24 protein-coding genes are annotated in these 26,095 nt (G+C 59.5%); 16 read left to right on the top strand and 8 right to left on the bottom strand.

Going from position 1 to position 26,095, the window contains the following annotated elements:
- Positions 1-31: 31 nt before the first annotated feature.
- Entirely contained in the window at positions 32-523 is a 492-nt protein-coding gene (gene ilvN, locus ACNYC6_RS18105; RefSeq protein WP_419708554.1) for an acetolactate synthase small subunit, read from the bottom strand.
- Between the two features lie 2 nt (positions 524-525).
- Positions 526-2,250: an acetolactate synthase 3 large subunit gene (locus tag ACNYC6_RS18100; RefSeq protein ID WP_419708553.1), complete on the bottom strand. Its 1,725-nt coding sequence runs from the start codon at positions 2,248-2,250 to the stop codon at positions 526-528.
- A gap of 400 nt (positions 2,251-2,650) precedes the next feature.
- On the opposite strand from ACNYC6_RS18100, the gene ACNYC6_RS18095 reads away from it, so the two are divergent.
- Positions 2,651-3,073 (top strand): DUF4124 domain-containing protein, encoded by a 423-nt coding sequence (locus ACNYC6_RS18095; RefSeq protein ID WP_419708552.1) that lies wholly within the window; start codon positions 2,651-2,653, stop codon positions 3,071-3,073.
- A 51-nt stretch (positions 3,074-3,124) separates the two neighbouring features.
- Here ACNYC6_RS18095 and ACNYC6_RS18090 read toward each other — a convergent pair whose 3' ends face one another.
- From ACNYC6_RS18090 to mrcB, 3 genes are read right to left on the bottom strand one after another with little or no spacing between them, the layout of a single operon-like run.
- Positions 3,125-3,460, bottom strand: a complete 336-nt coding sequence (locus ACNYC6_RS18090; RefSeq protein WP_419708551.1) for a YqcC family protein — start codon at positions 3,458-3,460, stop codon at positions 3,125-3,127.
- Positions 3,460-4,194: a tetratricopeptide repeat protein gene (locus tag ACNYC6_RS18085; RefSeq protein ID WP_419708550.1), complete on the bottom strand. Its 735-nt coding sequence runs from the start codon at positions 4,192-4,194 to the stop codon at positions 3,460-3,462. Before ACNYC6_RS18085 ends, ACNYC6_RS18090 begins: the two co-directional genes overlap by 1 nt.
- 16 nt (positions 4,195-4,210) lie before the next feature.
- Positions 4,211-6,535, bottom strand: a complete 2,325-nt coding sequence (gene mrcB, locus ACNYC6_RS18080; RefSeq protein ID WP_419708549.1) for a penicillin-binding protein 1B — start codon at positions 6,533-6,535, stop codon at positions 4,211-4,213.
- A 115-nt stretch (positions 6,536-6,650) separates the two neighbouring features.
- Here mrcB and ACNYC6_RS18075 point away from each other — a divergent pair, with 115 nt between their 5' ends.
- The 3 genes from ACNYC6_RS18075 to ACNYC6_RS18065 all read left to right on the top strand — a co-directional run bounded on the left by ACNYC6_RS18075 (position 6,651) and on the right by ACNYC6_RS18065 (position 9,160).
- Complete coding sequence (locus ACNYC6_RS18075; protein ID WP_419708548.1) at positions 6,651-8,207, top strand: AAA family ATPase; 1,557 nt, start codon at positions 6,651-6,653, stop codon at positions 8,205-8,207.
- Between the two features lie 91 nt (positions 8,208-8,298).
- On the top strand, positions 8,299-8,643 hold the full coding sequence (locus ACNYC6_RS18070) for a pentapeptide repeat-containing protein (RefSeq protein WP_419708547.1): 345 nt from the start codon (positions 8,299-8,301) through the stop codon (positions 8,641-8,643).
- Between the two features lie 244 nt (positions 8,644-8,887).
- Entirely contained in the window at positions 8,888-9,160 is a 273-nt protein-coding gene (locus tag ACNYC6_RS18065) for a TfoX/Sxy family protein (RefSeq protein ID WP_007971093.1), read from the top strand.
- A gap of 271 nt (positions 9,161-9,431) precedes the next feature.
- Here ACNYC6_RS18065 and ACNYC6_RS18060 read toward each other — a convergent pair whose 3' ends face one another.
- On the bottom strand, positions 9,432-10,304 hold the full coding sequence (locus ACNYC6_RS18060) for a heme/hemin ABC transporter substrate-binding protein (protein ID WP_419708546.1): 873 nt from the start codon (positions 10,302-10,304) through the stop codon (positions 9,432-9,434).
- 164 nt (positions 10,305-10,468) lie between these two features.
- On the opposite strand from ACNYC6_RS18060, the gene ACNYC6_RS18055 reads away from it, so the two are divergent.
- Positions 10,469-10,786, top strand: a complete 318-nt coding sequence (locus ACNYC6_RS18055) for a Rieske (2Fe-2S) protein (protein WP_419708545.1) — start codon at positions 10,469-10,471, stop codon at positions 10,784-10,786.
- Here the strand turns inward: ACNYC6_RS18055 and sfsA are convergent.
- Both sfsA and ACNYC6_RS18045 read right to left on the bottom strand, forming a co-directional pair.
- Positions 10,783-11,496, bottom strand: a complete 714-nt coding sequence (sfsA, locus tag ACNYC6_RS18050) for a DNA/RNA nuclease SfsA (RefSeq protein ID WP_419708544.1) — start codon at positions 11,494-11,496, stop codon at positions 10,783-10,785. The two genes, ACNYC6_RS18055 and sfsA, sit on opposite strands and share 4 nt — an antisense overlap.
- Positions 11,496-12,668, bottom strand: a complete 1,173-nt coding sequence (locus ACNYC6_RS18045; RefSeq protein WP_419708543.1) for a pyridoxal phosphate-dependent aminotransferase — start codon at positions 12,666-12,668, stop codon at positions 11,496-11,498. The genes sfsA and ACNYC6_RS18045 overlap by 1 nt, the downstream gene beginning before the upstream one ends.
- Before the next feature lie 334 nt (positions 12,669-13,002).
- On the opposite strand from ACNYC6_RS18045, the gene dksA reads away from it, so the two are divergent.
- From dksA to pgi, 11 genes are all read left to right on the top strand, one after another.
- A complete protein-coding gene (gene dksA / locus ACNYC6_RS18040) occupies positions 13,003-13,446 on the top strand; it encodes an RNA polymerase-binding protein DksA (RefSeq protein ID WP_419708542.1) in 444 nt (147 codons plus the stop codon).
- Positions 13,447-13,523: 77 nt separating this feature from the next.
- Complete coding sequence (gluQRS, locus tag ACNYC6_RS18035) at positions 13,524-14,420, top strand: tRNA glutamyl-Q(34) synthetase GluQRS (protein WP_419708541.1); 897 nt, start codon at positions 13,524-13,526, stop codon at positions 14,418-14,420.
- 77 nt (positions 14,421-14,497) lie between these two features.
- Entirely contained in the window at positions 14,498-14,674 is a 177-nt protein-coding gene (locus ACNYC6_RS18030) for a hypothetical protein (protein ID WP_003176118.1), read from the top strand.
- Positions 14,658-17,612, top strand: a complete 2,955-nt coding sequence (locus ACNYC6_RS18025) for a sensor histidine kinase (protein WP_419708540.1) — start codon at positions 14,658-14,660, stop codon at positions 17,610-17,612. The genes ACNYC6_RS18030 and ACNYC6_RS18025 overlap by 17 nt, the downstream gene beginning before the upstream one ends.
- A 22-nt stretch (positions 17,613-17,634) precedes the next feature.
- Positions 17,635-19,074 carry a sigma-54-dependent transcriptional regulator gene (locus ACNYC6_RS18020; protein ID WP_419708539.1) on the top strand — a complete coding sequence of 480 codons (1,440 nt, stop codon included), beginning with the start codon at positions 17,635-17,637 and terminating at the stop codon, positions 19,072-19,074.
- A 734-nt stretch (positions 19,075-19,808) separates the two neighbouring features.
- Positions 19,809-21,209 carry a polynucleotide adenylyltransferase PcnB gene (locus ACNYC6_RS18015; protein ID WP_419708538.1) on the top strand — a complete coding sequence of 467 codons (1,401 nt, stop codon included), beginning with the start codon at positions 19,809-19,811 and terminating at the stop codon, positions 21,207-21,209.
- 3 nt (positions 21,210-21,212) lie between these two features.
- The gene (gene folK, locus ACNYC6_RS18010) at positions 21,213-21,698 is read left to right on the top strand and encodes a 2-amino-4-hydroxy-6-hydroxymethyldihydropteridine diphosphokinase (RefSeq protein WP_419708537.1); all 486 of its coding nucleotides are present in this window, start codon (positions 21,213-21,215) and stop codon (positions 21,696-21,698) included.
- A 364-nt stretch (positions 21,699-22,062) separates the two neighbouring features.
- Positions 22,063-22,863 (top strand): 3-methyl-2-oxobutanoate hydroxymethyltransferase, encoded by an 801-nt coding sequence (panB, locus tag ACNYC6_RS18005; RefSeq protein ID WP_419708536.1) that lies wholly within the window; start codon positions 22,063-22,065, stop codon positions 22,861-22,863.
- Complete coding sequence (gene panC, locus ACNYC6_RS18000) at positions 22,860-23,720, top strand: pantoate--beta-alanine ligase (RefSeq protein WP_419708535.1); 861 nt, start codon at positions 22,860-22,862, stop codon at positions 23,718-23,720. Before panB ends, panC begins: the two co-directional genes overlap by 4 nt.
- Positions 23,721-23,788: 68 nt before the next feature.
- On the top strand, positions 23,789-24,169 hold the full coding sequence (gene panD, locus ACNYC6_RS17995; RefSeq protein ID WP_419708534.1) for an aspartate 1-decarboxylase: 381 nt from the start codon (positions 23,789-23,791) through the stop codon (positions 24,167-24,169).
- A 223-nt stretch (positions 24,170-24,392) separates the two neighbouring features.
- The gene (pgi, locus tag ACNYC6_RS17990; protein ID WP_419708533.1) at positions 24,393-26,057 is read left to right on the top strand and encodes a glucose-6-phosphate isomerase; all 1,665 of its coding nucleotides are present in this window, start codon (positions 24,393-24,395) and stop codon (positions 26,055-26,057) included.
- Positions 26,058-26,095: the final 38 nt, after the last annotated feature.

Genomic DNA, 26,095 nt, shown 5'->3' with positions numbered 1-26,095 from the left:
TCAGGCCTTTCAGGCCGTTCGCTAATTTGGTTTAGATGCTGAGTACTTTGTCGCCGCGTGCAATCCCGGTGACGCCGCTGCGGACGGTCTCCAGAATCGAAGCGGTGCCAATGGACTGAATGAAGCTGTCGAGCTTGTCGCTGGTACCGGTCAGTTGAACGGTATAAACGCTGGCACTGACATCGACGATCTGCCCACGGTAAATATCGGTGGTGCGTTTGATCTCGGCGCGCTGGGCGCCGGTGGCCTTGACCTTGACGAGCATCAGTTCGCGCTCGATGTGAGCACTCTCCGACAAGTCGACCAGTTTTACCACTTCGATCAGTTTGTTCAGGTTCTTGGTGATCTGCTCGATGACCTCATCGTGACCCACAGTGGTCAACGTCAGACGCGACAGAGTCGGCTCTTCAGTTGGCGCCACGGTCAGGCTTTCGATGTTGTAGTTACGCTGCGAGAACAGGCCGACTACGCGAGACAGAGCGCCGGGTTCGTTTTCCAGAAGCAAGGAAATAATGTGCCGCATGATTAGGTACGCTCCGTCTTGCTCAGCCACATATCGCGCATGGAGCCGTCTTTGATCTGCATCGGGTAGACGTGCTCGCTGGTGTCGACCGAAATATCGATCACCACCAGGCGATCTTTCATGGCGAACGCTTCTTCCATCTTCGACTTCAAATCTTTCGAATCGGTGATGCGCACGCCAACGTGGCCATAAGCCTCCGCCAGCTTGACGAAATCAGGCAACGATTCCATGTAGGAATGAGAGTGACGGCTGCCGTAGCTCATGTCCTGCCATTGGCGAACCATGCCCAACACACCATTGTTCAGGATGACGATTTTTACCGGCAAACCGTATTGCAGGCAGGTCGACAGTTCCTGAATGTTCATCTGGATGCTGCCCTCGCCTGTTACGCAGGCAACGTCATCATCCGGGAAGCTCAACTTGATGCCCATGGCCGCCGGGAAGCCGAAGCCCATGGTGCCCAGGCCACCGGAGTTGATCCAGCGGTTCGGCTTGTTGAACCTGTAGTACTGCGCCGCGAACATCTGATGCTGACCCACGTCGGAAGCAACAAAGGCATCGCCCTTGGTCACCTCGCACAGAGTCTCGATCACAGCCTGCGGCTTGATGACACTGCCGTCGCCCTTGTCATAAGGGAACAGGCCGCGATCACCGCGCCACTCGTCGATCTGCTTCCACCAACTGGCAACGGACTCCTTGTTCGGGGTCTCGCCGATTTCCTTGAGGATCGCGACCATTTCGGTCAGGACGCTCTCGACCGGACCCACGATTGGCACGTCGGCCTTGATGGTCTTGGAGATCGAAGCCGGGTCGATGTCGATGTGAATGATCTTGGCGTTCGGGCAGAACTTCGAGGCACCGTTGATAACACGGTCATCAAAGCGCGCGCCGACGGCCAGGATCACGTCAGCATGGTGCATCGCCAGGTTGGCGGTGTAGCTGCCGTGCATGCCGAGCATGCCGATGAACTGACGGTCGGTGCCAGGAAAACCGCCCAGGCCCATCAGGGTATTGGTCACAGGCAGGTTGAGCATTTTCGCCAGCTCGGTCAGCGGCGCGGAGCCACCACCCAGAATGACACCGCCGCCCGAGTACATCACGGGACGCTTGGCCGCCAGGAGCATTTCTGCCGCCTTGCGGATTTGCCCCGAGTGACCGCGAACGGCCGGGCTGTAGGAGCGCAACTTGGCTTTTTTCGGGAAGACGTATTCGAATTTCTCGGCCGGGTTGGTCATGTCTTTCGGGATATCGACAACGACTGGACCAGGACGACCGGATTGCGCCAGGTAGAAAGCTTTCTTCATGACTTCCGGGATTTCCGACGCGTGCTTGATCATGAAGCTGTGTTTCACGATCGGCCGGGAGATACCGATCATGTCGGTTTCCTGGAATGCGTCAGTGCCCACCATGGTGCTTGGCACCTGGCCGGAAATGACCACCATCGGAATGGAGTCCATGTACGCCGTGGCAATACCGGTGATGGCGTTTGTTGCGCCAGGACCGGAAGTCACCAGTACCACGCCGGCTTTACCGGTGGCACGGGCGTAGCCGTCAGCCATATGGGTAGCCGCTTGTTCGTGACGAACCAGGATGTGGGTCACTTCCGGTTCTTTGAACAGGGCATCGTAAACATGAAGAAGAGCACCACCCGGGTACCCGTAGATATATTTGACGCCTTCGTCACGCAAAAAGCGGACAAGCATCTCACCGCCAGATAAAAGCTCCACGTTGCTCACCTCTAAAACGCCAGAATACCGCCCACGAAAAACGGGACGGGTCTTAATAGGTTTACTTCTCAGCAGAGCATGAGCGACGGTGGTCGCCGACTACGTCAGCACTGACTGAGCAAGTATTGGGATCGTCCCAAGTGTTGCGGGGCTCTCCCACCCAGCGCGAGGTAACGCGTTGCGGGTGTAACAGGTCGGCGCTGGTGTGCGCCTCATGATCTGCTGAGAGGGTCTGCTTCTGGCAGTCCCTGTACAGCGGACTTTGGATTCTTCTGTTTCGCCCTTCGCAAGTCAAGTCGTCTATGTGCTTTATTCTAGTAACCACATGAGAACGCAAGAAAAAACCCATAAATCCCATGTGTGTTAGCTTCAATTGCGCAACTTTTGACAAGGAATTGGCATGCGTACGCACTTCTTCATTGCCGGCCTGATGGTCGCCCTCAGCCCGCCGTCCATGGCAGCGCAGATTTACAAGTGGGTCGACGCCCAAGGCGTTACCCATTTCGATGCGCAGCCACCGCAAGGCCAGCAATCCACCGTAGTGGTGACGCCCTCCTCTCCTGCCAGCAAGCCGCCCACAACCACAAACAGCGGCGTAATAGGCGATCAACGGGCCATCGACAACAGCGTAAAGAAGCAGGTCGCCGAGCAGCAGGCAGAACTGAAGGTGTTTTGTGATCAGGCGCGAACCAACCTTGCGCAGTTGCAGAACAACCCGCGGCTCAGGGAGGAAGTGGAGGGAGAATTGCGCCGCCTGGATGACGCACAGCGCAAAGAGCGCATAAGCGAAACGCAGAAACAGATCGCGGATAACTGCCAGTAATCGCCTGCAGGAGCCGCCCGGACCCAGCGCGACGCCTACAAAGGACGGGGATCAACGGGCGGCGGTGATCAGCAGATCAAACTCTTTGAGCAATACTTGCAGCTGGCGATCTTTGCCCTGGACATTACGACCAGCGAAGACCATTTCGGCCATTTCCTGAATACCCGAAGCATTCGGCAAAGGCAGATCCTGCTCCAGGATCGCTTTCATGCGCGGCAGGAAAATCCATTGCAGCCACTGCTCAAAGTCCAGTGTGTCGACCGAAAACGGTTCGACGCTGGAAAGCGCTTCGACGGATGGCGGAGCGTCGTCCCACCAGCCTTGCACTCGCAGCTCACGCTCGATCAGCAGCAACTGATCGGCGATTTTAAGAAAGCGCGCATCCATTACGACGTAACCTTGGCTTTCTGGCGGGCCAATGCAGCGCCAGCAGAATCACCCTGCTTCTCACGCGACTGGGCGATCAATTCCCAAAGGCTGGCCTGAAGTGCCGGACGACCATTGGCGAAAGTCAGGCCACGTCGAGCGAATTGCTCAGCCTGCGGCGCGTCACCTTGAGCCATGCGTACTTGCGCCAGGCGATAAAGAACTTGCGGTTCACGCGGGGCAACACGCTGGGCACGTTCCAGACTTGAAGACGCACCATTAAGGTCGCCACCGGCCTGTTGTTGCTGGGCGGTGGTCAACAGCGCCAGGACCGGACCGTCCAGCTGCTCGTCAGCGGACAGGCCACCGGCGCTGGCCGACGGAATTCCGCTCGGTGTCGACGGCATGCTGTAGCTGCCCTGATTGATCGGCGCGGACTGAACCGGCGACGTATCAATCGGCCCAGGCGTAATCGGACCCGGGGTAATCGGCGTGGTGCTGATCGGTGTCGACGTCGTTGCACCACCACCCGGCACCATCACGACCACACCGGTATCGCCTTGCGGAATTTCCTGAGCCTGAGATTGCACAGGACGCTTGACCGTCGTCTGACGGTAACCACCGTTCGCAGAAACGCGCTCGCTATTGGAAACGGTGGTGCCGGAGTCCACTACCGGAATCGAGCCACGCTGTACGCTGGAACAACCGCTGAGCAAAGCTACGGCGGCAACCGCTGGAATCAACCACTTGTTCACTTGAAACCCTCTTTGCTTAATTCATCCAGCCTTTGACCCAATCCATCACCGTTTCGCCGGAAGCAGGGCCTTCGCCACCGCAGGCGGCGCCGGGAGGCGGTTCGCTGCCGCGAATATACGGCATCTGCACGGCGCCCGGGCAACCGGCATCAGAGCCTTGCCCTGTCCGCGAATCAACCCAGGCCTGAACGATATTATCCGGCTGCGGCATGTCCAGCGGCAATGGGTCGGCCTTGCGCATGAAACTGGTCCAGACCTGCAACGCACCGGTAGCGCCAGTGAATGGCGTCTTGCCGTTATCGTCGCGGCCTAGCCAGACCACTGCCAGCAAATCCTGGCTGAAGCCCGCGAACCAACTGTCCCGCGAATCGTTACTGGTGCCAGTCTTGCCGGCCAGGGTCAAGGTTTTCGGCAACACGTTGTAAACCGAACTACCGGTACCTTCACGCATGACCCGCTGCATGGCGCTCTGGATCAGGTAGATGGACGCCGGATCGAAGCGCTGCTGAATCTGGAACGGATAACGCTTGAGCGGCTCGCCTTCAGCCGTCAGCACGCTACGAATCCCGCGCATCGGTGTATTGAAACCACCGTTGGCGAGCGTCTGGTACATGGTCGCCACTTCGATCGGGCTCATGCCGCCCGCCCCCAGCAACATCGACGGGAAAGCCGGAAATTCTCGGGTCACCCCCAGTCGTCCGAGGGTCTTGAGTACGTTCGGCACACCCACCGCCAAACCAAGACGCGCGGTCGACAGGTTGTACGAGTGCGCCAGGCCTTGATAAAGGAAAACCGTGCCATGGGAGCGGCGATCATAGTTCTGCGGTTTCCAGACCTGACCGTCCGCACCCTTGACCGAGAAGGATTCATCTGACAGCCAACTGGTCAACGTGTACTGGCTCGGTTTCTCGAGCGCTGTCAGATAAACCGCCGGCTTGATCAACGAACCGATCGGTCGCACCGCATCCAGTGCACGGTTGAAACCGGCAAAACTGGCCTGGCGACTGCCGATCATGGCCTGGACTTCGCCGGTTTCCGGGTTGGTCACGACCATGGCCGCTTCAACGTCATCGGAACCCTTGCGCCCGGACAGACGCTTGAAGGTGTCGTTGACCGACGCTTCGGCTTTCATCTGCAGGATTGGGTCGAAGCTGGTGAAGATTCGCAGACCTTCTTCGGTCAAGTCTTCGTCGCGATAGTCTTCGCGCAGCTGGCGCTTGACCAAGTCGAGGAAGCCAGGGAATGAGCTGTCCGCCAATTTGCCTCGCGTTGTCACACCCAACGGCATTTTCTTCGCGGCAGCAACCTGCTCGGCGGTGGCAACGCCCTGTTGCTCAAGCACATCGAGCACCAGATTGCGCCGCTCGAGCGCCCGCTCAGGATTGCGACGCGGGTTGTAATAAGACGGCCCCTTGACCATACCCACCAGCATCGCGACTTGATGCAGCTTCAATTCCGACAAGGGCTGCCCGAAGAAGAACTGGCTGGCCAGACCGAAACCATGTACCGCCCGCTGACCATCCTGACCGACGAACACTTCATTGAGGTAGGCCTCAAGAATTTCTCGTTTGTCGTAATGCAGCTCAAGCAGCATCGCCATCATGGCTTCAGTGAGCTTACGGCTCAGGCTGCGTTCGCTGGTCAGGTAGAAATTCTTGACCAGTTGTTGCGTCAGCGTACTGCCGCCCTGGGTCATTTTGCCGCCAGAGGTGTTGACGTAGACGGCTCGCGCAATCGACTTCGGCGACACGCCCCAGTGGCTATAGAAATCCCGGTCTTCCACGGCGACCAGAGTTTCCAGCAAATACGGCGGGACCTGATCGATTTTGATCAGAATGCGGTCTTCGAGATTCTTCGGATAAATCCCGCCGATCAGCAGCGGTTCCAGGCGCACCACGGATAGCTTCGAACCGTTCGTCGCCGAGAGTTCGGCGACATAGTCACCGGAGAAACGCACACGTACCGGCTGAGCACTCTCCATACCTTCATAGAACTGGAAGCCACGGGTATTCAAGTCAACAGTGTTGCCGTTGACCGCCGCGGCACCGGGGCCATTGCTCACACTTTCGCGGCGATAGCCCAAGGCATCGAGCTCGGTGAGAAAGTCGTCCCGGCTCAGCTTTTGTCCGACGAACAGCTCAAGCGGACGCGCGTAAACCTTGGCCGGAATCGTCCAGCGCTTGCCGGAGAACTTCTCCTGCACGATGGCATCGAGGTAAACGGCGAATCCGGCCAGCACCACAAGGCCGACCAGACTGAGTTTAAGGGCCCAGCCCAGCCAAGGCCGCAGGCCTCGGGAAGGTGGTTTTTTAGGAGTGCGGGGGGATCGAGTACGAGTCATGGCGGCGGATTATACGCACTTTATTCATCCTCAACAGGAGCCCTCCGAGTTTGCGTTAGGCTGGCTAGCCGCCATAATGACGACCTGAATTTTCCAGACTCTGAAGGATCACCCTGTGAGCCAGTCCCTGATCGCCGCCCTGCAAAACCCGGCCCTTTATCCGCATCCAGTAGACGGGTTCCAGGTCATCGAAACCCATATTTCCTGGGTGCTGCTCACCGGCCCCTACGCTTATAAAGTGAAGAAACCGGTTAATTTCGGCTTTCTCGACTTCACCACCCTTGAGGCTCGCGAGCATTTTTGCGGCGAAGAACTACGCCTGAACCAGCGACTGACGGACGACTTGTATCTGGAAGTGCTGCCCGTCACTGGTAGCGCCGAAGCGCCACAACTGGGCGGTGAAGGCCCGGCCATCGAATACCTGCTGAAAATGCGCCAGTTCCCACAAAGCGGCTTGCTCAGCACCTTGCAGGCCAATGGTGAACTGACCACCGCGCACATTGATGCGATGGCGGCGCAAATTGCCCAGTTCCACCTCAATGCACCGAAAGTACCGAGCGAACACGAAGCCGGCACCCCGGACAGCGTCATGGCACCGGTGCGCCAGAACTTCGATCAGATCCGTCCATTCCTCAGCGACAAGGCTGACCTGCTGCAACTCGACGCTCTGCAAGCCTGGGCCGAGAGCAGCTTCGATCGCCTGAAGCCGGTACTCACCCAGCGCAAGGCCGACGGTTTCATCCGCGAATGCCACGGCGACATTCACTTGGGTAACGCGACGGTGATCGATGGCAAGGTCGTGATTTTCGACTGCATCGAATTCAACGAACCGTTCCGCTTCACCGACGTGTATGCCGACGCCGGTTTCCTGGCCATGGACCTTGAAGATCGCGGCCTGAAGTGCCTGGCTCGTCGCTTCATCAGTCAGTATCTGGAACTGACCGGCGATTATCAGGGCCTGGAGTTGCTCAACTTCTATAAAGCCTACCGTGCACTGGTTCGCGCCAAGGTTTCTCTATTCAGCATGCCCGCCGACGCCACCCCGGTGCAGCGCGCCACCACCCTGCGCCAATACCGCACCTATGCGAACCTGGCAGAAAGCTACAGCACCATTCCTTCGCGCTTCATGGCCATTACCCACGGTGTTTCCGCCGTCGGCAAAAGCCACGTTGCGATGCGCCTGGTGGAAGCGCTAGGTGCGATTCGCCTGCGCTCCGATGTCGAACGCAAGCGTCTGTTCGGCGAGCAAACCGTTGCGAACGACCTGCAGGCCGGCATTTATAGTGCCGATGCCAGCACCGCGACTTACAACCGTCTGCATGAAATTGCCGCCGTCATCCTCCACGCCGGTTTCCCGGTGGCGATCGATGCCACTTACCTCAAGCACGATCAGCGCAACAGCGCAGCAAAAGTTGCCGAGGCCACGGGCGCGCCATTCCTGATCCTCGACTGCAATGCGCCGCAAGCGGTCATCGAGAGCTGGCTGGCCCTGCGCCAGGCAGATAAAGCAGATCCATCCGACGCCACGCTGCAAGTCATCGCCGCCCAGCAAGCCAGCCGTGAAGCCCTGACACCCGCAGAAATCCTCTGCAGCAAACGCGTTCAAACCAATGAAAGCGGGACGCTCGACACCGTCGTGGCGCAAATTCGCCAACGCCTGCCAGGCCTGTAAAAAACTATTTCAGTCGTGAAGCGTTCACCCGCTTCACGGCCGTCAAATAGTGGCACTATACTGGCGTCATAAAACCAACAGGTGATGTGACATGAGCCAGCCGAAACTTCTCGACACCCCGCTTTACGCCTTGCTGCACAAGGACGACATCACAGGTTTCAACAACGAACGCCCCAAGGATGGGACTGTCGACATGGTCGGCGGCGACTTCCGGGGTCTGGATCTGCGCGAGTTGAACGCCGATGGCGTCGATTTCACAGATGCTTACTTCCGCTCCGCCGATTTGCGCGGCATCGACTTTCGCAAAGCATCGCTTGAAGGCGCGAGCCTGGCTCATGCGCAGATTTCCGGCGCTTACTTCCCGGTGGAGCTGAGTGCTGACGAGATTCTGATGTCGATGAACTTCGGCACCCGCTTGCGCTACCGTACCCGCTGACCGTTAACGCAATCTGACAAGTCCGGCGCCCCCCGCTTCGCACTGGACTTCGGGCAGACTTGCCCTAAAACCCGACATCTTCAGCGTCTTTCCTGCTCACTTCGCAGATTTTCCTGCATCCGCAAGCGCCTGCCTCTTAGAAGCATTTGCGTCGAAAACGACCAAACAATCACGCTTTTCCTACTGATGGCTACACTCCTCAGAAGCTTGCCCACGCACCATTCGGCCATCGCAAGGAGGCTTGATGAATGATGAACTGCAACACCTGAAAAATCTTGGCAAGACGTCGGCGCAATGGCTGCATGCCGTGGGCATCCACAGCGCCTCGGACTTGCGTCGCTTGGGGGCGGTGGATGCTTATCGGGCCGTGCGCACGCGCGGATTTCGAGCGTCCAAGGTGTTGTTGTATGCAATCGAAGGCGCCCTGATGGACGTGCACTGGAACGACATTCCTGCCGAACGCAAAGAAGCCCTGAATAAACAGCTGGAAGCCATCTCGTCTCGCCACAAGAATTGAACGAGTGCCCTCTGTCATCCTGGCGCACTAAAAACGACAGACCAATATTCAATGATTACAGGGACTTATCGAAAGCGCGCGACACAAATCAGGGAAACAGGAAATCAGCTGTTGACTTGGTAATGAGAATCGCTATGATTATCACAACTGGTCGCGAGACTGGTCGATTTTCTGAAAAGCCCTTGGTTCGGACTCTCAGATTATCTCCTCATCAGGCTAATCACGGTTATTTGACCCGGCTCTTGCCGGGTCTTTTTTTGCCTGTGGAAAACTACTGGCTTACGTCAGCGGGAAAGAACCCGTCTGACAGTTTCTTCAGGCTCTCCGGCAGCCGTGGCCCCAAACCACCCACCAGCAACGTGGGATCCAGCTCGATGACCCGCCCATCCCTGGCTGCACGGGTAGAGGCCAGAATCGGGTTTTCCTTGAACAACGCTGCCCGCGCCGCGTCGCCGCTCAACGCCCTGTCGGCAAACACCAGCACTTCGGGATCCAGACTCACCAGCGACTCGTTCGAAAAGGGCTTGTACCCGGTGTGGGTTGCCAGATTGTGGCCACCGGCCCGTTGCAGCAACCAATCGGCGGCGGTGTCCTTGCCGGCAATCAGCGGTTTGCCGCCAGCGTGCCCCAGCAGCAACAGCACACCCGGAGAGGGTTGCGTCAGTTGCGCTCGGGTAACCCGGACCTTCTGCTGCTCCAGCGCCTGTTGATAAGCAGTCAACAACTGAGTGGCCCGGTCTTCGGCGCCGAGCAACCTGCCAAGATGCTGCAGATTGGTTTGCAGCGTGGGCAGGTCCGGCTGGGCCGAGAACAGTTCGACCTGCACGCCTGCGCTACGAATTTGCGAAAGCACCGGCGGCGGCCCCATCTCTTCGGTGCCGACCAGGATCTGTGGACGCAAACTCAGGACACCCTCAGCGGAAAGCTGCCGTTGATAACCGATACTGGGTAGAGCCTTCAGCGATTCCGGGTGCTGACTGGTGGTATCTACACCCACCAGTTTCGGCTCACCACCCAAGGCGCTGACCCACTCCGAAAGCGCACCACCGGCACTGACCCAGCGTTGCGGCAAGTCAGACGCGGCGGCGTGATGACTGGCGAGAAGACCGACACAAAGCACGGCGACGCGGGTACTCAAGCGCATAAACAGCTTCCTTTGAGGGTTTCCCGGGCATCAGGTGGGCAGGCCAAGTATCCTGTGCGCCTGGCACCCGCACCCATAGGGCAAGTCAGCCATTTGATAATCGCTTGCATTTTCACGTCAAGCTCGGACATACCCGGTCACATGTGCGTGACCTGAGGACAGGCATGAAATTTCTGTGTACTGGCATTGAACTGGCCGACGCCAGCAGCCGTGGATTCGTACTCGACGGGCAAAAGCTGTTCGCCGTGCGTCGGGGCGGCCAGGTTTATGTCTATATCAATCGTTGCCCGCACCGCGGTGTCGGGCTCGAATGGACCCCTGACCAGTTTCTCGACCCCAGCAACAGCCTGATCCAGTGCGCCACCCACGGCGCCCTGTTTCTGATCGAGGACGGCGAATGCGTATCCGGCCCCTGCGCGGGACAATCGCTGACCCGCGTCGATTGCCGCGAAGACGCGCAAGGAATCTGGGTCAGCCTTTAACCGCCTAGCAACACCTCAAGACGCCGATCAACCACCATTTCTTCATGAGTCAGCCGAACACCGTAAGCCAGCACTTCGACCCCGCAGGCCACCGCCTCACGTAAGGCTTGCGCATAGACCGGATCGATTTCTTCGGCTGGACGCACAGCCTCTATACCGGTCAGGTTCACGCAGTACAACTGCACCGCACGAATCCCGTCCCGGGCTAAATGCGCCAACTCACGCATGTGCTTGGCCCCGCGCTGGGTCACCGCATCGGGAAACGCTGCCACCGCGACTCCGTCAAACCCCAGCGTGACACTTTTGACTTCCACATAGGCTGGGCCGCCGGGGTATTCGAGACGAAAATCGATCCGGCTCTTTTCCTGACCGTAGGCCACCTCGCGCTTGAGTTGGGTAAAGCCGTTCAGCTCAGTGATCACCCCAGCCAACAATGCTTCCTCGATCAAAGCGTTTGCCCGACCGGTGTTCACGCAAAAGTGACGGCCGTGCGGCGTTTCGCCGATTTCCCAGGTGCCAGGCAACTTGCGCTTGGGGTCGTTGGAGCGGCTGAACCAGACCTGCCCGCCTTCGACCTGACAGTTGAGCATCGAACCGGTATTGGGACAGTGAATGGTCAATAACTCACCGGTAACGGTTTCGATATCGGCGAGAAAACGCTTGTAACGGCGGATCAACCGACCTTCTTCGAGGGGAGGATGAAAGCGCATCAGCCTTGCCAGCTCCGCAGACCGCGCGCGATACGCGCCACCGCCTCCTGCAAGCGCTCCAGGTTTTGCGTGTAGGCGAAACGCACATGGTGCCCGGCTTGATAACGCCCGAAATCCAGTCCGGGCGTGAACGCCACGTGCTCGGTTTCGAGGAAATGCCGGCAAAACGCGAAGGCATCGCCGCCGAACTTGCCGATATCGGCGTACAAGTAGAAAGCACCCTCGGGTTCGACGGCGATCCCGAAGCCCAGTTCGCGCAGGGCCGGCAACAGGAAATCGCGGCGACGACCGAATTCGGCGCGGCGCTCTTCGAGAATGCTGATGGTTGCAGGTTCAAAACACGCCAGGGCCGCGTGCTGGGCCATGCTCGGGGCGCTGATGTAGAGATTTTGAGCGAGTTTCTCCAGCTCACTGACTGCCGCCTCCGGCGCCACCAGCCAGCCGAGTCGCCAACCGGTCATGCCGAAATACTTGGAAAAACTATTCAGCACAAAGGCGCTGTCATCGACTTCCAGCACGCTAGCCGCATCGGTGCCGTAGGTCAGGCCGTGGTAGATCTCGTCCACCACCAGATGACCGTGGCGCTCCTTGATCGCACGAGACAGCCCGGCCAACTCATCCCGCGTCAGGATCGTCCCCGTCGGGTTAGCTGGAGACGCGACCAACGCACCCACGCTGTCGTGGTCCCAATACCGCTCGACCAGATCCGGCGTCAGTTGATAACGCACATCCGGACCCACAGGAACAAGCTGCGCAGCGCCTTCCACCAGTCGCAGGAAGTGCCGATTGCACGGGTAGCCCGGGTCCGCCAACAGCCAGTGCTTGCCTGGATCCACCAGCAAGGCGCTGGCCAGCAGCAACGCGCCGGAACCGCCCGGCGTGATGAGGATGCGTCGCGGGTCGATGTTCAGCCCATAACGCTGCTGATAAAAACCCGAAATGGCCTCACGCAGCTCAGGAATCCCGCGCGCGGCGGTGTAGCGCGTTTTCCCCGCCGTCAATGCCGCCTGACCGGCACGAATGATCGGCTCGGCGGTGGTGAAGTCCGGCTCGCCGATTTCCAGGTGAATCACATCGTGACCGGCGGCCTGTAATTCATTGGCCCGCGCCAGCAACGCCATGACATGAAAAGGTTCGATCGCGCGACTGCGGGCACTGTAGGACTGAGCCATTGGCCTTCCTTCAACGGGGAAAAGAACCGATTCTACCCAAGCGCAGGAACGAGCGAGAACCTAAAGCGGTCAGACGCCATAAGACCCCGGCCACAAACGACTCGAGCGAGTGCCCCAGGTTTGACTAAAATCATTAATTGAGCAGGGCTCCACCCCCACCAGACAGCGCTTTGCCACCATCTGCGAGCGCCGCAGGCCGCAACCTCGACATCCGGGAGTAGCGCGCTCTGATTTGATCTGGTAAGTTCGCCCGCTTGCAGCCGCAGGGCCGGCAGGTGTCGGTGATGGAGCAATCCTGCGCAGATGGATTACAAGAGTAGAGGCGGTCTATTTCATGTCCACCCAAGCAAAGCAACAGGCAACCCCGTCGATCAGCGGCTTCGAGCCCTATAAAGAAGTCGCGGGCGAGGAGTACATGGGCAAGCCCATGCGCGCTCACTTCACCAAGGTCCTGAACAAGTGGAAACAGGACTTGATGCAGGAAGTCGACCGTACGGTTGATCACATGAAGGACGAAGCAGCCAACTTCCCGGACCCGGCCGACCGTGCCAGCCAGGAAGAAGAGTTCGCCCTCGAACTGCGAGCCCGCGATCGTGAGCGCAAGTTGATCAAAAAGATCGACAAGACGTTGCAATTGATCGAAGACGAAGAATATGGCTGGTGCGAATCCTGCGGCGTCGAGATCGGCGTCAAGCGTCTGGAAGCCCGCCCTACCGCCGACATGTGCGTTGACTGCAAGACCCTGGCGGAAATCAAGGAAAAGCAAGTCGGCAAATAATTGCGACTTGAACGAAGAACGGAGCGTGCGAACGCTCCGTTTTTGTTTCTGATGTTTTTTTGGCTTTAAATGCATTCATGACCGCCATCACCTCCCCTCCCTACATCGGGCGCTTCGCCCCTACACCCAGTGGCCATTTGCATTTCGGTTCGCTGGTCGCCGCATTGGCTTCGTACCTCGACGCACGCTCGGTGGGCGGGCGCTGGCTGATGCGCATGGAAGACCTTGATCCGCCCCGTGAAGAGCCTGGCGCCCAAGCCGCGATCCTCAAGGCGCTGGAAAGCTATGGTTTCGAGTGGGATGGCGAAATGGTTCGCCAGAGCGACCGTCACGATGCCTACGCCGAAGTGCTCAATCGCCTGTTCGATCACGGCCTGGCCTACGCATGCACGTGCTCGCGCAAGCAACTGGAGCCGTATCACGGGATTTATCCCGGGCTCTGCCGCAATGCCGGGCATGGCACCGAAGACGCCGCCATCCGCGTGCGTGTCCCCGAACTGGACTACCACTTCATCGACCGGGTGCAGGGTGAATTCCGTCAGCACCTGGGCCGGGATGTCGGTGATTTCGTGATTCGCCGCCGCGACGGGCTCTATGCCTATCAACTGGCGGTGGTGCTGGACGATGCCTGGCAAGGCATCACCGACATCGTGCGTGGCGCCGACCTGCTCGACTCCACGCCACGCCAGCTCTACTTGCAGGAGTTGCTTGGCCTGCGGCAACCGCGTTACCTGCACATCCCGCTGATTACGCAGCCCGATGGCAACAAACTCGGCAAGTCCTACCGTTCGCCACCACTGACCGAAGATCAGGCCACGCCGCTGCTGCTGCGAGCCTTGCGTGCGCTGGGACAAAATCCCGGCGCCGAACTGGCTTACGCCACGCCACGGGAAGCGCTGGATTGGGGTATCGCCCACTGGGACGCCCTGCTGATCCCGCGCACACTCAATCTACCCGAGGCGCAGCTACAGTGATCGTACTTGCAGTGGCGCGCCCATCCGTTACCATCGCCGCACGTTTTCGGGCACGCGCATAAAAAAGAGAGGCCGGGATGTACATCTATCGCTTGGTCCTGCTCCTAGTAGTGGGGATTTATCTGTTTTCCCCGGCCATCATGGATTGGTGGATCGACGCCACTGGCGCCTGGTATCGCCCGTATCTGCTCTGGCTGATCCTGATCGTCGTGACCTTCATCCTGCAGAGCCAAAAAGATGCCGATGAGCTTTAGCCTGACCCAGATGATCCTGATCAGCGCCGCGTACCTGGCGGTGCTGTTCGGTGTGGCCTGGATCAGCGAACGGGGCATGATCCCGCGGGCGATCATTCGCCACCCGCTCACCTACACCCTGTCGCTGGGCGTCTATGCCAGTGCCTGGGCGTTTTATGGCACCGTGGGCCTGGCGTATCAGTACGGTTATGGCTTCCTGTCCAGCTATCTCGGCGTGTCCGGCGCATTCCTGCTGGCGCCGGTGTTGCTGTATCCGATCCTGAAGATCACCCGCACTTACCAGTTGTCGTCCCTGGCCGACCTGTTCGCGTTTCGCTTCCGCAGCACCTGGGCCGGTGCGCTCACGACGATTTTCATGCTGGTCGGCGTCCTGCCGCTGCTGGCACTGCAGATTCAGGCGGTGGCCGACTCCATCGGCATCCTCACCCGCGAACCGGTGCAGCATCGCGTAGCCCTGAGCTTCTGCGCCCTGATTACGCTGTTCACGATTTTCTTCGGCTCCCGGCACATCGCTACCCGCGAGAAGCATGAAGGGCTGGTGTTCGCGATTGCCTTCGAATCGGTGATCAAGTTGATCGCCCTCGGCGGCGTCGGCCTCTATGCGCTGTACGGCGTGTTCGACGGCCCGCAACAGCTTGAGCTGTGGCTGCTGCAAAACCAGACCGCCCTCGCCGCCTTGCACACGCCGTTACAGGAAGGCCCATGGCGCACGCTGCTGCTGGTGTTCTTCGCCTCGGCGATCGTGATGCCGCACATGTACCACATGACCTTCACCGAAAACCTCAACCCGCGCTCGCTGGTCAGCGCGAGCTGGGGTCTGCCGCTGTTTCTGTTGTTGATGAGCCTGGCTGTGCCGCTGATTCTCTGGGCCGGGCTGAAACTCGGCGCCACGACCAACCCGGAATATTTCACGCTGGGCATTGGCATCGCCGCCAACAGCAAGGCTTTGGCACTGCTGGCGTATGTCGGCGGATTGTCGGCCGCCAGTGGCCTGATCATCGTCACCACCCTCGCTCTGTCGGGGATGGCGCTCAACCACTTGGTGCTGCCGCTGTACCAGCCTCCCGCGGAAGGCAACATTTACCGCTGGCTGAAATGGACACGCCGGGCGCTGATCGTCGCGATCATCATGGCCGGTTACGGTTTCTACCTGTTGCTGGGCGCCGAGCAGGACCTGGCCAACCTCGGCATTGTCGCGTTTGTGGCGACATTGCAGTTCCTGCCGGGCGTGCTGTCGGTTCTGTACTGGCCGACCGCCAACCGCCGCGGCTTCATCGCCGGTTTGCTGGCGGGGATTCTGGTGTGGCTGATAACCATGCTGTTGCCGTTGGTCGGCAACCTGCAGGGCTTCTATATTCCACTGCTGAACATGATCTACGTGCTGGACGACACCAGCTGGCACATGGCCGCGATCGCTTCGCTGGCCGCCAACGTGCTGATGTTCACTCTGATTTCGCTGTTCACCAACGCCAGCACCGAAGAGGCCAGCGCCGCCGAAGCGTGCGCCGTGGACAACGTGCGTCGCCCGCAGCGCCGCGAGCTGCATGCTGCCTCACCGCAGGAATTCGCCACACAACTGGCCAAACCGTTGGGCGCAAAAGCAGCGCAGAAGGAAGTCGAACAAGCCCTGCGCGATCTCTACCTGCCTTTCGACGAGCGCCGTCCGTATGCCTTGCGCCGTTTGCGTGACCGCATCGAAGCCAACCTCTCCGGTCTGATGGGCCCGAGCGTCGCCCAAGACATGGTCGAGACATTCCTGCCGTATAAGGCCGGCGGCGAAAACTATGTCACCGAAGACATCCACTTCATCGAAAGCCGCCTTGAGGATTACCACTCGCGCCTGACCGGCCTGGCCGCCGAACTCGACGCCCTGCGCCGCTATCACCGCCAGACCCTGCAAGAGTTGCCGATGGGCGTTTGCTCACTGGCCAAGGACCAGGAAATCCTCATGTGGAACAAAGCCATGGAGGAGCTGACCGGGATCGCCGCACAGCGCGTGGTCGGTTCGCGCCTGAGCACTATCGCCAATCCGTGGAAAGAGCTGCTGCAAGGTTTCATCAACGTCCCCGACGAGCACTTGCACAAGCAGCACCTGGCCCTCGACGGCCAGACCCGCTGGCTGAACCTGCACAAAGCGGCGATCGACGAACCGCTCGCGCCGGGCAACAGTGGCCTGGTGCTGCTGGTGGAAGACCTGACCGAAACGCAGATGCTCGAAGACAAACTGGTGCACTCAGAGCGTCTGGCCAGCATTGGTCGACTGGCCGCTGGCGTGGCCCATGAAATCGGCAACCCGATCACCGGTATCGCTTGTCTCGCGCAAAACCTGCGCGAAGAGCGCGAGGAGGACGGTGAGCTCAAGGAAATCAGCGGGCAGATCCTCGAACAGACCAAACGCGTGTCGCGCATCGTGCAATCACTGATGAGCTTCGCCCATGCGGGTAGCCACCAGCACAGCGACGAGCCCGTCTGTCTGGCTGAGGTCGCTCAGGACGCCATCGGCCTGCTGGCCCTGAACCGACGCAATTTCGAAGTGCAGTTCTACAACCTGTGCGACCCCGAGCACTGGGTCGAAGGCGATCCGCAGCGGCTCGCCCAGGTTTTGATCAACCTGCTCTCAAACGCCCGCGACGCCTCGCCTCCCGGCAGCGCGGTGCGGGTCAAGAGCGAAGCCGGCGAACACACGGTCGACCTGGTCGTGGAAGACGAAGGCAGCGGTATTCCGAAGAACATCATGGACCGATTGTTCGAACCCTTCTTCACCACCAAGGACCCGGGTGAAGGTACCGGTCTGGGCCTTGCACTGGTCTATTCCATCGTTGAAGAGCATTATGGACAAATCACCATCGACAGCCCGGCTGATGTTCAGAGCCAACGCGGCACCCGTATCCGGGTGACATTACCGCGTCATGTCGAAGCGACGTCCGCTGTGAACTGAGACCGTCGAGAGTATCGAATCAATGCCGCACATTTTGATCGTCGAAGACGAAACAATTATCCGCTCCGCCTTGCGCCGCCTGCTGGAACGCAACCAGTACCAGGTCAGCGAAGCCGGTTCAGTGCAGGAAGCACAAGAACGCTTCACCATTCCCACGTTCGACCTGATCGTCAGTGACCTGCGCCTGCCGGGCGCTCCGGGTACCGAGCTGATAAAACTCGGCCAGGGCACTCCGGTGCTGATCATGACCAGCTACGCCAGCCTGCGCTCGGCGGTAGACTCGATGAAGATGGGCGCGGTGGATTACATCGCCAAGCCTTTCGATCACGACGAAATGCTCCAGGCCGTCGCGCGCATCCTGCGTGACCGCCAATCGGCGCAAGCCAGCGGTGAACCGGTTGCCGTCAAAGCCAGCAATGGCGCGGCCAAACCGGGCATCGATAACAGCAACGGCGAGATCGGTATCATCGGCTCGTGCCCTCCGATGCAGGATCTGTACGGCAAGATCCGCAAGGTCGCGCCGACCGACTCCAATGTCCTGATCCAGGGCGAGTCCGGCACCGGTAAAGAACTGGTGGCCCGCGCCCTGCACAACCTGTCCAAACGCGCGAAGGCGCCGATGATCTCGGTGAACTGTGCGGCCATTCCCGAAAGCCTGATCGAGTCCGAACTGTTCGGCCACGAAAAAGGTGCGTTCACTGGCGCCAGCGCCGGGCGTGCGGGTCTGGTGGAAGCGGCCGATGGCGGCACTCTGTTCCTCGATGAAATCGGCGAACTGCCGCTGGAAGCCCAGGCACGTCTGCTGCGAGTTTTGCAGGAAGGCGAGATTCGCCGGGTGGGCTCGGTCCAGTCGCAAAAAGTCGATGTGCGCCTGATCGCCGCGACCCACCGCGACCTCAAGAGCCTGGCGAAAATCGGCCAGTTCCGTGAGGACTTGTACTATCGCCTTCACGTGATCGCCCTGAAACTGCCAGCCCTGCGCGAGCGCGGTGCCGACGTCAACGAAATCGCCAATGCGTTCCTGGCGCGACAGAGCGCGCGGATCAACCGCACCGACCTGAAGTTCGCCCCGGATGCCGAACAAGCCATTCGTCATTACTCCTGGCCGGGTAACGTTCGGGAGCTGGAAAACGCTGTCGAGCGCGCCGTGATCCTGTGTGAGAGCCCGGAGATCTCCGCCGAGCTGCTGGGGATCGACATCGAGCTGGGCGATCTGGAAGACGACGAGTTCATTGGCCTGCCCCCGCAACAGGGCAATGGCAGCAGCGGTAACAACAATCACGAACCGACTGAAGACCTGTCACTGGAAGACTACTTCCAGCATTTCGTGCTCGAGCATCAGGACCACATGACCGAAACCGAGCTGGCCCGCAAACTCGGGGTCAGCCGCAAGTGCCTGTGGGAACGCCGTCAGCGCCTGGGCATTCCACGGCGCAAGACCGGGGTGGCCAGCGAGAGCTGAACCGCAGCTGTCTGATGTGCGGGTAACACGTGACTTGTTGAAAAAACTGTTACCTCAGCTTTTTCACGTAACAGAAGCCGGGGCTTACGGTAACGAAACCCCGGCTTTTTTTCGCCTGCACAAACCTCATCAGCACGCCTAACCCCTTGTTTTACTGGGGCTCGCAAAAGTTGGCACGCACCCTGCTATATGTTTGGTACAAGAACAATAACAAGCAATGCATAAGACAATAAAAATAAGACGAATCGACTCACGCACAACAAAAACAAGACGGCGAGAGGCGCAGCTAACTGATTCTTTTGGAGAGGCGTTGTATTTGGGCTAGCCCCACGACCAGGCCGAGAACAACAAAAAACTGTCTTAAGACAGAGCCTGTACTGGTTGGATCGAAAGATCACTGCAATTCAGCGACCAAAGCAATCCGTTTGCTCTTGGCTCCCGATTGGGAGGGTCATGAAGGAAAGCTTCATGGCGAGGGCACTCAACAAAAACAAGAAGCCCGAAACCAATAACAAAAATAGAGCATGCAACTACTTCTTGGGGAGCTTCGGCTCCCCTTGTAGTTTCTGCGATTCGAGAACCCCCGCAAAACCGCCCGCTTTCAGCTGCAAGCATGCACCCTACAGCTCATATCTGCTGCGTCCTACACCATCCCCCGACTAAATGCTAGAATCCCCGCCCATCATGCGGTCATTCTTTGTTTTGGCCGAACATTCCTTCAAACAGTGCATCCCATGCTGAAGAAGCTGTTCCAGTCATTCCGTACTCCCCTGCGTCGTACGCAACACATTCGCAGCACGCCTGAAGTGCTCAACAGCGGCCAACATTCGCTGCAAAAGGCTCAATTCAGCCGTTACGCGGTGAACATCGTCGAACGCCTGCAGGGCGCCGGTTACCAGGCCTATCTGGTCGGCGGTTGCGTGCGTGACATGCTGCTCGGCATCACGCCGAAAGACTTCGACGTCGCCACCAGCGCCACACCTGAGCAAGTCCGGGCCGAATTCCGCAACGCGCGGATCATCGGTCGCCGCTTCAAACTCGTGCACATCCACTTCGGCCGCGAAATCATCGAAGTTGCGACCTTCCGCGCCAATCACCCGCAAAACGATGAAGAGGAAGACAACAATCAATCCTCACGCAACGAAAGCGGGCGAATCCTGCGCGATAACGTCTACGGCACCCTGGAAGAAGACGCGCAACGCCGCGACTTCACCATCAACGCCCTGTATTACGATCCGGTCAGCGAGCGCATCCTCGACTACGCCAACGGCGTACACGACATCCGCAATCAACTGATCCGCCTGATCGGCGATCCCAAGCAGCGCTACCAGGAAGACCCGGTGCGAATGCTGCGTGCGGTGCGTTTCGCCGCCAAGCTGAATTTCGGTATCGAAAAACACAGTGCCCTGCCGATCCGCGACCTGGCACGGACGCTGCGCGATATCCCGGCGGCCCGTCTGTTCGAAGAAGTACTCAAGCTGTTCCTCTCCGGTCATGCCGCGGACACCTTCGAGATGCTGGTCGACCTGCAACTGTTTGACCCGTTGTTCCCGGCCAGTGCCGAGGCGCTGGAATACAACCCGACCTACACCCACACCTTGATCAGCGAAGCACTGATCAACACCGATCTGCGGATCAAGCAGAACAAACCGGTGACCCCGGCGTTCCTGTTCGCAGCCCTGCTGTGGCCTGCCCTGCCGGCGCGCGTACTGCGCCTGCAAGAGCGTGGCATGCCGCCGATTCCGGCGATGCAGGAAGCGGCTCACGAGCTGATTGCCGAACAGTGCCAGCGCATCGCGATTCCAAAACGCTTCACCATGCCGATTCGCGAGATCTGGGACATGCAGGAGCGCCTGCCTCGTCGCAGCGGCAAACGCGCCGACCTGCTGCTGGACAACCCGCGATTCCGCGCCGGCTACGACTTCCTGCTGCTGCGTGAAAGCGCGGGCGAGCAGACCGATGGCCTGGGCGAATGGTGGACGGATTATCAAGACGCCAACGAAAGCGAGCGTCGTGACATGATCCGCGACCTCAGCGGCAAGGACGAAGGCACCGGTGCACCGCGCAAACGTCGTCGTAGCGGCGGCTCCAAGCGCAAGCGCGCCGCCGGCGTTTCGAGCAGCACAGACGAGTAATCCATGGAACGCATCTACATCGGCATGGGCAGCAACCTGGCTGACCCTGCCGAACAATTGCGCAGCGCCGTCGAAGCGTTGGCGCAATTACCGCAATCGGCGCTGGTCGGGGTTTCCGCCTTTTATCAAAGCGACTCGCTGCTCCCCGGCCAACCGCGCTACACCAACGCGGTTGCCGCAATCGACAGCACCCTCGCCCCACTGGATCTGCTCGATGCACTGCAAGCCATCGAAAACGGTCAGGGCCGCGAGCGCCTCGAGCGCTGGGGGCCGCGTACGCTGGATCTCGACATCCTGCTGTTCGGTGACCGATTGATCGACGAGCCGCGCCTCAAAGTCCCGCACTACCACATGCAGGAGCGGGCGTTCGTGCTGTATCCGTTGGCCGAGCTTGCGCCTGCCGATCTGCGTCTTGCCGATGGCCGCACACTGGCCGAACTGCTCAAGGCCTGCCCGTTCGTCGGCCTGGAACGCCTGCCTCAAGATTGATGCACATTCCCTGTGGGAGCGAGCCTGCGCGCGATAGCGGCGTGTCATTCAGCAAAATTGTTGACTGATTCACCGCCATCGCGAGCAGGCTCGCTCCCACATTGGTTTGTGTTGCCTCCTACAGAATCTGCTGAAACGCATCAGTTACTCCGGTAACACCCCACCCGTAACAATGCGGTAACACACTGGATTGACTTCCCGAGTTCTCCTCACGACTATAGGCGTCCCGCTGCCGCCAACACGGCACACAAGGGCGCAATCCAGGCCTTATAAGCACGACAGAAGACCGTGCGCCTGAGTAAATGACGAATCACGCGCGTTAATCGCAGTAGTTTCCATAGCGCCTGAACGAGGATTTTTTGACATGCCAGCCATCACCCTGACCACGCTCCAGAGCCTCAAGCAGAAAGGTGAAAAAATCACCATGCTGACCTGCTATGACGCGACCTTCGCCCACGCCTGCAACCAGGCTGGCGTCGAAGTGCTGCTGGTGGGCGACTCCCTCGGCATGGTTTTGCAAGGTCACGACAGCACCCTGCCGGTCACAACCGCGGAAATGGCTTACCACGTCGCCGCCGTCAAACGCGGTAACAGCGATGCACTGATTCTCGCCGACCTGCCTTTCATGGCCTACGCCACCACCGAACAAGCCATGGCCAACAGCGCCCTGTTGATGCAGGCCGGCGCGCACATGGTCAAGGTTGAAGGTGCCTTGTGGCTGGCGGACTCGATTCGCCTGCTCGCCGAACGCGGTATCCCGGTGTGCGCGCACATGGGCCTGACCCCGCAATCGGTGAACATCCTCGGCGGCTACAAAGTCCAGGGCCGCAACGAAAACCAGGCGCGGCAGATGCGCGCCGACGCGATTTCGCTGGAACAGGCCGGTGCGGCGATGCTGCTACTCGAATGCGTGCCAAGCGAACTGGCCGAAGAAATCACCCAGGCGGTGAGCATTCCGGTGATCGGTATCGGCGCCGGCAATCGTACTGACGGCCAGGTATTGGTGCTGCACGACATGCTGGGCCTGTCCATCACCGGCCGCGTACCGAAATTCGTGAAGAACTTCATGGCCGGCCAGGAAAGCATTCACGCGGCCCTGAGCGCATACGTCACTGAAGTCAAAGCGGCGACTTTCCCTGGCATCGAACACGGATTCTCTGCATGAACACCGTAAAAACCGTACGCGAACTGCGCGCCGCCGTGGCCCGCGCCCGCAGCGAAGGCAAGCGCATCGGCTTCGTGCCGACCATGGGCAACCTGCACAGCGGCCATGTCGCGCTGATCACCAAGGCCACCCAACGGGTGGATTTCGTGGTCGCGAGCATTTTCGTCAACCCGCTGCAGTTCGGCGCCGGCGAAGACCTCGACAAATACCCGCGCACCCTCGCGGCCGATCAGGAAAAACTGCTCGAAGCCGGTTGCGACCTGTTGTTCGCGCCCATCGTTGAAGAGATGTACCCCGACGGCATGGCCGGCCAGACCCGCGTCAGTGTCCCGCAACTTTCCGAAGGCCTGTGCGGCGCCAGCCGTCCGGGGCATTTCGAAGGTGTGGCGACGGTGGTCAGCAAGCTGTTCAACATGGTCCAGCCGGATCTGGCGATCTTCGGCCAGAAAGACTTCCAGCAGCTGGCGGTGATTCGCGCGCTGGTCCACGACCTGAACATGCCGATCCAGATCATCGGCGAGCCGACCGTACGCGCAGCCGATGGCCTGGCGTTGTCGTCGCGCAATGGTTTCCTCAGCGAAGAACAACGGGCCGTGGCGCCAGTGGTGTATCGCACACTGAGCGAGATTGCCGAGTCGATCAAGCAGGGTGAGCGGGATTTCCCGGCACTGATCAATGCGCAAATCAAACAGCTCGAAGCTGCCGGTCTGCGTCCGGACTACCTGGAAATTCGCCACGCGCTGACCTTGCGCCCGGCGACGGCAGAAGATCGGGATCTGGTGATTCTGGTGGCGGCGTTCCTCGGCGCGACCCGGTTGATCGATAACCTGCACCTGAATCTCGACACACCCGTTTAATCACCGAAAAAACCAGTAGGAGCAGGCTCGGCTCCTACAGGGTAAAAATACGACCTGGGAAAACACTCATGCACGCCATCATGCTCAAAGCCAAGCTGCATCGCGCCGAAGTCACCCACGCTGTACTCGATTACGAAGGTTCTTGCGCCATCGACGGTGAATGGCTGGACCTGTCCGGCATCCGTGAGTACGAACAGATCCAGATCTATAACGTCGACAACGGCGAACGCTTCACCACCTACGCCATTCGTGGTGAAGACGGTTCGCGCATGATCTCGGTCAACGGTGCCGCCGCACACAAGGCCAAGGTCGGCGATCGTGTGATCATCTGCGCTTACGCCCACTACAACGAAGCCGAACTGCTCAACTTCAAGCCGCGCATGCTCTACATGGCGCCGGGCAACGAACTGAGCCATACCAGTAATGCCATTCCGGTCCAGGTCGCCTGATCCGAGCCTGTCTCGTCCGTTTGTCGGACTGTTCCTAACTTCGATGTTAAAAAAGTACCGGAATCAGGTCAGACAAAGTCAAGACAGATCATTGCGCGGGGTTTACTGTATTCGCCCTGCGCCATAAATACGTGTCGACGCAGTTGACCGGGACGCCCACCCATAGCGCACCGGGATTTTTAGTGTTCAAAAGGCCGTTCAAGTAAAAAGGAAACCCGCAGCGATGGCGTATTACCGCACTCCTCATGACGTGACCGCTCTGCCCGCCTGGCAAGCGCTGAATGATCACCGCCAAGCCATGCAGGACTTCAGCATGCGCGAGGCCTTCAATGCCGACCCGCAGCGTTTTACCCAGTTCACCCTCAGCAGTTGCGGCCTGTTTCTCGACTATTCGAAGAACCTGATCAACGCCGAGACCCGCAATCTGCTGGTGGGCCTGGCCAACGAAGTCGACCTCAAGGGCGCGATCAAGTCGCTGTTCGACGGCGAAATCGTCAACGCTTCCGAAGGTCGCCCGGCCCTGCACACAGCCCTGCGCCGCCCGGTCGGCGACAAGCTGTCGGTCAACGGCGTCAACGTGATGCCGGAAGTGCACAAGGTACTGAACCAGATCACCGACCTCGTGGGCCGCATCCATGATGGTCTGTGGCGTGGCTACACCGAGAAGCCGATCACCGACGTGGTGAACATCGGCATCGGTGGCTCGTTCCTCGGCCCTGAACTGGTGTCCGAAGCATTACTGTCGTACGCCCAGAAAGGCGTGCGCTGCCATTACCTGGCGAACATCGACGGCAGTGAGTTCCACGAGCTGACCATGAAACTGCGTGCAGAAACCACGCTGTTCATCGTCTCGTCGAAATCCTTCAATACCCTCGAAACCCTGAAAAACGCCCAGGCCGCCCGTGCCTGGTATCTGGCCCAGGGTGGTTCGGAAGCCGAGCTGTATCGTCACTTCATCGCGGTATCGAGCAACAACGCCGCGGCCGTGGCCTTCGGCATCCGCGAAGAAAACATCTTCCCGATGTGGGACTGGGTCGGCGGGCGTTACTCGCTGTGGTCGGCCATCGGTTTGCCGATCGCACTGGCCATCGGCATGTCGAACTTCAAGGAGCTGCTGTCCGGTGCCTACACCATGGACCAGCATTTCCAGAGCGCACCGTTCGAACAGAACATGCCAGTACTGCTGGCTTTGCTCGGCGTGTGGTATGGCAACTTCTGGGGCGCGCAGAGCCACGCGATCCTCCCGTACGACCACTACCTGCGTAACATCACCAAGCACTTGCAACAACTGGACATGGAATCCAACGGCAAGAGCGTGCGTCAGGACGGCACCGCGGTTTCCACCGACACCGGCCCAGTAATCTGGGGTGGCGTCGGCTGCAACGGCCAGCACGCCTACCATCAGTTGCTGCATCAAGGCACCCAACTGATCCCGGCCGACTTCATCGTGCCGATCGTCAGCTTCAACCCGGTGTCCGACCACCACCAGTGGCTGTACGCCAACTGCCTGTCGCAGAGCCAAGCGCTGATGCTCGGCAAGACCCTTGCCGAAGCTGAAACCGAACTGCGCGACAAAGGCATGAGCGAAGCTGAAGTGCATAAACTCGCGCCGCACAAGGTGATTCCGGGCAACCGCCCGAGCAACACCCTCGTGGTCGAGCGCATCAGCCCGCGCCGCCTCGGTGCACTGGTCGCGATGTACGAACACAAAGTCTTCGTGCAAAGCGTGATCTGGGGCATCAACGCCTTCGATCAGTGGGGCGTGGAACTGGGCAAGGAGCTGGGCAAAGGCGTCTACAACCGCCTGGTCGGCAGCGAGGAAACCCCGGCTGACGACGCGTCCACCCAGGGCCTGATCAACTACTTCCGTGGTCGTCACCGCGGATGACCTGACGCCGTTCCTGCGGGGTACTAACCTTGTAGGAG

This window comes from Pseudomonas sp. NFX224, assembly GCF_048565165.1.
Classification (GTDB): Bacteria; Pseudomonadota; Gammaproteobacteria; order Pseudomonadales; family Pseudomonadaceae; genus Aquipseudomonas.
This window is presented reverse-complemented; position numbering and strand designations above follow the sequence as displayed.